At 60.4% G+C, this 8,327-nt stretch carries 7 protein-coding genes; 1 reads left to right on the forward strand and 6 read right to left on the reverse strand.

Translation table 11 applies throughout. From position 1 onward, the window contains the following. The coding region (locus B3873_RS23835; RefSeq protein ID WP_286869417.1) for a molybdopterin-dependent oxidoreductase at positions 1–1,260 on the forward strand (1,260 nt) is incomplete at its 5' end. A 182-nt stretch (positions 1,261–1,442) separates the two neighbouring features. Here B3873_RS23835 and B3873_RS23840 read toward each other — a convergent pair. The 6 genes from B3873_RS23840 to B3873_RS23865 all read right to left on the reverse strand — a co-directional run bounded on the left by B3873_RS23840 (position 1,443) and on the right by B3873_RS23865 (position 8,087). Then, positions 1,443–2,513: an asparaginase gene (locus tag B3873_RS23840; protein ID WP_034337408.1), complete on the reverse strand. Its 1,071-nt coding sequence runs from the start codon at positions 2,511–2,513 to the stop codon at positions 1,443–1,445. A gap of 285 nt (positions 2,514–2,798) precedes the next feature. After that, complete coding sequence (locus tag B3873_RS23845) at positions 2,799–3,866, reverse strand: GGDEF domain-containing protein (protein WP_252696890.1); 1,068 nt, start codon at positions 3,864–3,866, stop codon at positions 2,799–2,801. A gap of 559 nt (positions 3,867–4,425) precedes the next feature. Next, positions 4,426–5,325, reverse strand: coding sequence for a lipid A hydroxylase LpxO (gene lpxO / locus B3873_RS23850; protein WP_286869418.1), 900 nt, complete (start codon positions 5,323–5,325; stop codon positions 4,426–4,428). 388 nt (positions 5,326–5,713) lie between these two features. Next, the gene (locus B3873_RS23855; protein ID WP_034337402.1) at positions 5,714–7,024 is read right to left on the reverse strand and encodes a D-amino acid dehydrogenase; all 1,311 of its coding nucleotides are present in this window, start codon (positions 7,022–7,024) and stop codon (positions 5,714–5,716) included. 192 nt (positions 7,025–7,216) lie between these two features. Next, positions 7,217–7,645 (reverse strand): hypothetical protein, encoded by a 429-nt coding sequence (locus tag B3873_RS23860; RefSeq protein WP_286869419.1) that lies wholly within the window; start codon positions 7,643–7,645, stop codon positions 7,217–7,219. Between the two features lie 22 nt (positions 7,646–7,667). Then, positions 7,668–8,087, reverse strand: a complete 420-nt coding sequence (locus B3873_RS23865) for a DNA polymerase III subunit chi (protein ID WP_121038374.1) — start codon at positions 8,085–8,087, stop codon at positions 7,668–7,670. Between the last annotated feature and the right edge of the window lie 240 nt (positions 8,088–8,327).

Genomic DNA, 8,327 nt, shown 5'->3' on the forward strand with positions numbered 1-8,327 from the left:
GAGCTGGCGGCCGATACCTATGCCGCTGCGGAAAGTGCCATGCTCATGTATGGCATGGGCATTACCCAGCATCGTGAAGCGGTGCGTGCCATCCACATGCTGACCAATCTGCTGCTCATGCGCGGCAATATCGGCAAGCCGGGCGCGGGCATCTGCCCGATCCGCGGGCATTCCAACGTGCAGGGTCAGCGCACCGTGGGCATCACCGAAAAACCGGAGATGGTGCCCAATGACAAGCTGCGCGCGCTCTATCATTTCGAGCCACCGATGGAAAAGGGCCTCAACACGGTGGAAGCCTGCGAAAAGATTCGCGATGGCGAACTGTCCGCCTTCTTCATGCTGGGCGGGAATTTCGTGCGGGCCATTCCCGATCATGGGGTGATGGAACCCGCCTGGCGCAAGCTGCCGCTGACGGTGCAGGTGGTGACGCACTTCAACCGTTCCTGCGTCATCCATGGCAAGACGTCCTACGTGCTGCCCTGCCTCGGCCGCATCGAGATCGACCAGCAACGCGGCGGCGAGCAGGCTGTGTCAGTGGAAGACAGCACCGGCTGCATGCATGGCTCGCGCGGGCGGGTCAAACCGGCCTCGCCGCATCTGCTGTCGGAACCGGCCATCCTGGCCGAACTGGCCAAGCGACTGCTGCCGGTAAATCCGCAGGTGGACTGGGATGCGTGGGTCGGCGACTACGCCCTGATTCGCGATGCCATCGAGGCCACCTATCCTGACATCTTCCGCGACTTCAATGCACGCATGTGGACGCCAGGCGGTTTCGCGCGCCCGCTGGCGGCGCGCGAACGGCAATGGAAGACTCCCAACGGCAAGGCCAACTTCAAGACACCAGACGGCTTTGATCCTGATCCCGACATGCCTGGCGATGCCCCCGGCGTGTTGCGGCTCATGACCACGCGCGGTGACAGTCAATTCAATACGACCGTCTATTCGCTGGATGACCGCTTCCGTGGCGTGTGGGGCACGCGTCGCGTGCTGCTGATGAATCTGCGCGATTTGCAGCAGCAGGGATTGGGCGCAGGGGATTTCGTCACGGCCGAGACAGTGTCGGATGACGGCGTGCAGCGCCGCGTCGATCATCTGCGCGTGGAGCCTTTCGATATTCCGGTGGGCTGCGTGATGGGTTATTTCCCTGAACTCAACCGGCTCATCCCGCTGTTCCACCATGCACGCGGCAGCAAGGTGCCGGCGGCGAAGTCGATTCCGATTCGCTTGATTCCGGAGATTGGGGAGCCGGTGTTGTCGTGATTCGAACGATGTATTTTTCTCGGACAAAAAAAGGCCCCGCCAAAGCGGGGCCAAGAGGGAACTGAGGAAACCTCAGGGTTACAACACAAAAACACCTTGCGTACTGCTATTCAGTTATTGGCTGATAAAAAATTTATATTGTTTATAAATTATCGTAAATCAGCCGTCGGAAATTTCTCCGGTCAATACTTCCACATGATCTTCTGCAATTCCTTGGGATCATTGGTACGGGTCAGGGCCAGCTCGGCCAGGATGCGTGCCTTCTGGGCATTCTGGTCATCGGTGACCACCCAGTCGTACTTGTCATCAGGCTGCTCGCCGTTGCGGATCACCACGCCGCTGCCGGTGCGCGAGGCGCGGATCACCTGCACACCCTTGCTGCGCACTTCCTGCAGCACCGGCACGATCTGCTCGGCCACGCTGCCGTTGCCAGTGCCGTCATGGATGATGGCCTTGGCACCTGCCGCCACGAAGGCGTCATACGCCGTGCGGCTTACGTTGCCGTAGTTGTAGACGATGTCCACGCGCGGCAGGCTGCTGATCTTGTCGATGTCGAACTCGGTCTGCGTGGTGTGCGGACGCGCCGGCAGGCGGTAGAAGCTCAGCTTGTTCTCCACCACATAGCCCAGCGGACCATAGGGCGAGCGGAAAGTCTCGACCTTGAAGGTATTGCTCTTGGTGACGTCGCGGCCGGAATGGATCTCGTCGTTCATCACCACCAGCGTGCCCTTGCCAGCCGCTTCCTTGCTGCCGGCCACCAGCACCGCGTCATACAGGTTCAGCGCACCATCCGCGCCCAGCGCGGTACCGGGACGCATGGAGCCGACCACCACCACCGGCTTCTCGCTCTTCAATACCAGGTTCAGGAAATAGGCCGTCTCTTCGATGGTGTCGGTGCCGTGGGTGATGACGATGCCGTCCACATCGCTCTGCTTCAGCAGTTCCGAGACGCGCTTGCCCAGCTTGATCAGACGCTCGTCATTGAAGCTCTCGCTGCCGATCTGGAAGATCTGTTCGCCGCGCACGTTGGCGATCTTGGAAATTTCGGGGACGGCGGCGATGATCTTGTCGACCGGAACCACGGCCGATTGATAGGCGGCCGTATTGACGCTGGATGCGCCCGCGCCGGCGATGGTGCCGCCGGTGCCGATGACGACCACGTTGGGCTTCTTGTCCTGGGCGTGCGCCGCAAAGGCGCAGGCCAGCGAGAGGATCATGACCGAACCGATTTTTTTGAAGTGTGCCTGCTGCATTGTTATAAGTCTCCTGGTTGACACGGTGAGGCCGCGGGCGATCGCCCAATTTTTCTAAGTCTCGATACGGCGGATCGCGCGGATGAATTCGCGCACGGGGCGTCGAACGTTGGCGATCATACGAAAGCGCCGCGCCGCTGTCTCATGCTTTTAAAACATGAACGAATGCACGGCATGCATGAGCCCGCCCAATACCCATGCGGCTTGCAGGACAGTACATGGAAAATGCGAACGAAAAAAAAGACCGCTCGCGCGGCCTCTGGTACAGGAACGCCCGGCGGTCCGTCAGAAGAATTCCACCGTATCGTTGGTCGTGATGCCCGAACGCAGCACGCCTGAATTCACCAGTTCCTGGTAGTAGCAGATGCGGTTGCGGCCGCTCTTCTTGGCGTGATACAGCGCCTGGTCGGCATGGCCCAGGATCACCACCGGCGTTTCGCGCGCGATGTTGACGAAGCCCAGGCTCACCGTGACCTTGCCGACCTGCGGGAAATCATATTCCTGCACGTTCTGGCGGAAGCGGTCGAAGATCTTGCGCGCATCGGTGAGCGTGGTCGAGCGCAGCAGGATCACGAATTCCTCGCCGCCAAAACGGAAGATGCGGTCATGCGCCCGGAACGAAGCGCGCAGGATGTTGGCCACCAGGATCAGCACTTCATCGCCATACAGGTGGCCGTAGCGGTCATTGACCTGCTTGAAGTGATCGATGTCGACCACCCCCAGCCAGTGGCCCTTGGGTTCGTCATTGCTGTCGTGCCGGCGTTCGTCGCGGTCCACGGAATGGGCTTCGTGCGGCGCGATGGCGAAGGCGTAGCGGGTGAACTGCTCGTCGAAGGTCTTGCGGTTGAACAGGCCGGTGAGTGCGTCGCGCTCGCTGTAATCCAGCAGGCTCTGGTAATTGCAATAGACGTGGAAGATGCCGCGGATCACATCCAGCATGGTCGGTGCAAAGGGCTGCTGGCTGCGGATCTCCAGGCAGGAATTCATCTTCCCGTGCAGCCAGACCGGCAGCCACAGTACGTGTTCGCCCTCGGGCGTGGTTTCGTCGAACTCGTTGAGATGATTGCGGATACAGGCCAGCATGGCCGGATAGGCCGACAGCGGTTCCTTGGGATCGTCGCTGGTCAGTTCGGCGATGGTGTGGACCGTGCCATCGCGGATGACCATCTTTTCCTGCACGAAGTATTCATCGCGCAGCGTGAAGATGTCGAGCATGCGGATGGTCTCGACCTCAGTGAGCTGATACAGCGCGGAGATGACGGAGATGGCCAGGCGGGAGTGCTCCCGGTGGGCCGTGATTTCTACCAGATGCTTGAGCAGCGGTTTTTTCATCTCGTCGTCGATGTCCTGCATGAGCCCATTGTTCTATGTATGGTCGGTACTCGGCTGTGCTTGCCCGGCGTCTTCGACTGCGGGCTGGCTGACATGCCATGAAGCAGTGCCCGGCCATCGGCAGGAGCGTAGTCAGGAGCAAGGCATGTCGCAGCGGAATGAAGACGATCCCGGTGCAAGATTCACGCCATCAAGCTAGCACGGAAGCACAAGGATTTTACAGGCGGCAAGCATGGGAATGAAGCAGTTTCTGCATGTCACTGCAGAAAATTTGCGCTTTGATTGCCGCATGGAAACTTTAGATCTCGCGTGACTTTCACTTACGTGGGGCTTGGTGAGTATTGCGTGCGTTCTTGCCAGCCAATCCCGCAGTATCAGGCTGAAGCCCAGGCGCATGGCGGAATTGCGGCAATGCGTCATTTTCAGGCAGGCACGTCGTCAGCTTCTCAGCTGCCGAAAATCGATGAGCGGTTTTTGGGGTTTACTTACAAAAAATCGCCGTGCAACAGCCGGCGATATTTGTTTATATCATTTGTAATAGTGTTCCGGATTTCCGATTGCAGGAGCCCGGTTTGCTGCTTCAGGCATAAATGATCAGCAGCGCCACGGCGATGATCAGAGCGAATTTGGTGATCTTGTAGACGGTCTTGTTCCAGTTCTTGAAGCGGCGGCGATACTGCCCGGCCAGCCAGACGAAGCGGAACAGCTTGTTGACGCGCCCGGTCTGGTCGCCGGTCTCATTGGGCGAGGCAGCGGCGGTCATCATGGTGCGGCCGAGGAAGCCATTGATGGCTTCTGCCCAACGATAGCGCAGCGGACGCTCGACATCGCAGAAGAGGATGATACGGTTCGTCTCGGAGCCGTTCTGTGCCCAGTGGATGAAGGTCTCATCGAACACCACGCTCTGGCCATCACGCCAGCTGTAACGCTGGCCGTCGACTTCGATGAAGCAGCGGTCGTCGTTGGGCGGGACCAAGCCCAGGTGGTAGCGCAGCGAACCGGCGAAGGGATCGCGGTGCGGATTGAGCGTGCCGCCCGGAGCCAGTTCGGCAAACATGGCGGCCTTCACCGACGGGATGCGCTTGAGGATTTCCACGGTCTTGGGGCAGAACTTCTCGGCCGAGGGATGGCTGGCGTTGTACCACTTCAGATAGAAACGCTTCCAGCCAGCCTTGAAGAAGGAGTTGAAGCCGGCATCGTCATTCTTTTCCGCCGCCTTGATCTTGGCCATCTCGCGCAGGGCCACGGCTTCGTCGCGGATCACTTCCCAGTTCTGGTCGATGAGGGCGAGGTCATCGAACTGCTTCACGGCCGGGTAGGGGACCGCCGGTACGCGCGAAAAGGCGTACATGAACAGGTTGATCGGCGACATGATCGAGGAGTGATCGAAGAACTGCCGCAGGAAGGGCAGGCGCACGCGTCCACGGAAATGGATGAACAGGATGGAAAACAGATAGATGAAGACAATTGCCCACTTCATTGCAGGGTCCTTTGATGTTGCCGGCCTTTTCGAATCAAATGAAGGAAAAGGCTGAGACGGATATCCGTCCATATGGGGTCAGGGCCGGGAAGATCAACGACAGCGCTCCGCCAATGGCGGAACGGCTGACAGCAAACCAGGCTGGAAGACGCCGTGATGCTGCAAGATGCGCGATGATGAGCTGAAATCCCGGTGGCTGCGCACGCCCGGCAGGATGCCGGCAACGCAGAGCAAGCGAGGATTCTACACCAAGGGCTCGTCAGAGTTTGTAAGGGCGCTGATTGCCCTATGTGAAGAATCCTGCAACAAACGCATGCGCTGACCCAGATCAAGCGGGCAAAAAAAGGACCGGGCAATCCGGTCCTTTCCAGGGCGTGAACGAAAACGCTCAAGCGGCCTGGGTCACCACCTGGCGTGCGCGGTTCCAGCGCGGCAGGCCGGTGAAGGCGAAATCGATTTCCGGCACGTGGCCGGAGACGATCTCGGCGATCGCGCGGCCGGAGCCGCAGCCCATGGTCCAGCCCAGGGTGCCATGGCCGGTGTTGAGGTACAGGTTGGCGAACTTGGTCTTGCCCACGTAGGGGACGTTGGACGGGGTCAGCGGGCGCAGGCCGGTCCAGTAGGTCGGGTTCTCGTAGTCGCAGCCATCCGGGAACAGTTCACGAGTGCGGCGGGTGATGGCTTCGCAGCGAGTGGTATTGAGTTCGCGGGTGTAGCCGTTCAGTTCGCAGGTGCCAGCCACGCGCAGGCGGTCGCCCAGGCGCGAGACCACCAGCTTGTAGCCGTCATCGGTGAGCGAGACGGTGGGGGCGGCGTCCGGGTTGGTGATCTGGTAGGTGGCCGAATAGCCCTTGCCAGGGTAGAGCAGCAGGTCGATGCCCAGCGGCTTGACCAGTTGCTGCGAGAAGCTGCCCATGGCGACCACGAAGGTATCGGCCTTCAGGACTTCATGGCGGCCGTCCGGGTTGATGACTTCCACGCCGGTCACGCGGGCGGCAGCGCCTGCGCCTTCGGTGATCAGGCGGGTGATGCTGGTGGAATAGCGGAATTCGACGCCGGCTTCTTCACTTTTCTTGGCCAGGCCGGTGGTGAGCTTGAAGACGTCGCCCGATTCATCGGTGGCGGTGAAGTCGCCGCCGACGATCTTGTTGCGGATCGAAGCCAGGGCCGGTTCGATGCGCACGACTTCATCAGCACCGATGGATTCGCGCGGGCAGCCCAGGTCGCGCATGAGCTTGGCGGCGGGCAGCGAGTCCTGGAATTCCTTTTCTTCGGTGTAGAAGTGCAGGATGCCGCGGGTCAGGTGGTCGTACTGGATGCCGGTGTCGGCGCGCACGGCTTGCAGGGTCTGGCGGCTGTATTCGCACAGGGCGACGATGTTGCGGATGTTCTCGTCGGTGCGGGCGGCGGTGCACTCACGCAGGAAAGCCACGGCCCACTTCCATTGCAGCCATTCGGGACGGAAGCGGTAGAGCAGCGGGGCGTCTTCCTTGCCCAGCCATTTGAGGACCTTCATCGGGGCGGCCGGATTGGCCCATGGTTCAGCGTGCGAGACCGAGATCTGGCAGCCGTTGGCGAAGCTGGTTTCCTGCGCCGCGCCGGGCTGGCGGTCGATGACGGTGACGTCGTAGCCCTGCTTCTTCAGGAACCAGGCGGAAGCGGTTCCGATAATGCCTGCGCCCAATACGATCACTTTCATCTCACTCTCCCGGTTTTGCATGAACTTGCTGTGGTTGTTCGGACGTTCGCATTTGCGAATTCAAATGCGAACAATGCAAGCATTGTAAGAAAAGCGTGATTGCCGATGTGATCAATACTGGCTAGAATTTTTATGAATAAAAAGGCTGTTGCAATATTTTTATTCAAAAGAAAAAGAAAAATCCAGCAAGATTTACATTTTTGAAGATGTGAAGCGCGCCATCTCTTCCGCCACGGCGCGCTCGACCGTTTCGGTGAGGGCATCGCGCAGGCCTTCCCTGACGCGCTGCATCACGATATCGGAAAGATGGTCCAGCGCCAGCGCCATCTGGTCCTGCAGGTGTTGGTGCAGCACGGTATCGACGCGTTCCAGCAGGCTTTGCAGGACGTTTTCGCGGATTTCCTGTTCCCACTGGCGGTATTGTTCGGCGGCCGGGGTCACCGGGGGCAGGGGCGTCATTGCCGGGGCCGCCGCTGCGGGCCCCTGGTAATGGGTATTCGCGGGCTGGGTGTGGAAGGCGCCCGGCTGCATGGGGGCGGCATAATCCGGGGCCGGGGGCGCTGCCGGTGCGAGCGGGATGATCTCGGTGAGCAGGGGGATGCTGTTGTCGTCGTGGTTCATGGCGTGAGCGGGCGGGGCGGGCTCAGGCGGCCACGTGGTGCGAGAGGGGATAGCCGCGTTCCTTGTAGAAACGGTAGCGGTCGCGGCCGGCGGCCTTGTCGGCGTCGTCGGCGGAAATGATTTCCAGCAGGCGTTCAAAGCGCGCGAAATGCGCGGGGGTGTCGCTGCCCAGGTTGATGAGGATCTGGTGGTGCGGCAGGTCGGCGCTGTCGTCGGCGGTCAGGATGATGGGCGTCTGCGCGGCCAGCGGGTCACCGGCCATCACGTGCGGCAGGAAATCCTGCTCGGAAAAGCTCCAGAGCGCCTGGTCCAGCTGCTGCAATTCGGCACGGTTGGGGGTGCGCAGTACCAGGGTGGCGCCGGAAGCGCGCGCCTTGCGCACCAGGCGGCACACGTAGGCGATCTTTTGCGGGACGTTGCTGTGAAAGTCGATTCGGGTCATCCCGCCAGTATAGTGGGTCGCGGTGCGGTGTGCTATTCGGGCAAGAAAAGCAAATGGCCTGTAGCAGGAACTGCCGCGCCAAGGACCTCATCCGGCAAGAACTTTTCTCTGCAGAACTTATCTATGGCCATTCGCAGAGTCGATAAGAATGAGCTTGTCCCTATCCTCAGGAAATTATCAGTGACGGGGCGGCAGTGCGCTTGGATAAAACGACCTGGTCACGCGCCACGCCGCCAGGAG

The organism is Herbaspirillum sp. UBA812 (assembly GCF_002296545.1).
GTDB classification, from domain to species: domain Bacteria; phylum Pseudomonadota; class Gammaproteobacteria; order Burkholderiales; family Burkholderiaceae_D; genus Herbaspirillum; species Herbaspirillum huttiense.

Excerpts from the sequence above, each read along its gene's own strand:
- B3873_RS23840 (WP_034337408.1), bottom strand. The coding sequence starts at position 2,513 with ATGCAGCAGGCACACTTCAAAAAAATCGGTTCGGTCATGATCCTCTCG.
- B3873_RS23845 (WP_252696890.1), bottom strand. The coding sequence starts at position 3,866 with ATGCAGGACATCGACGACGAGATGAAAAAACCGCTGCTCAAGCATCTG.
- lpxO (WP_286869418.1), bottom strand. The coding sequence starts at position 5,325 with ATGAAGTGGGCAATTGTCTTCATCTATCTGTTTTCCATCCTGTTCATC.
- B3873_RS23855 (WP_034337402.1), bottom strand. The coding sequence starts at position 7,024 with ATGAAAGTGATCGTATTGGGCGCAGGCATTATCGGAACCGCTTCCGCC.
- B3873_RS23860 (WP_286869419.1), bottom strand. The coding sequence starts at position 7,645 with ATGAACCACGACGACAACAGCATCCCCCTGCTCACCGAGATCATCCCG.
- B3873_RS23865 (WP_121038374.1), bottom strand. The coding sequence starts at position 8,087 with ATGACCCGAATCGACTTTCACAGCAACGTCCCGCAAAAGATCGCCTAC.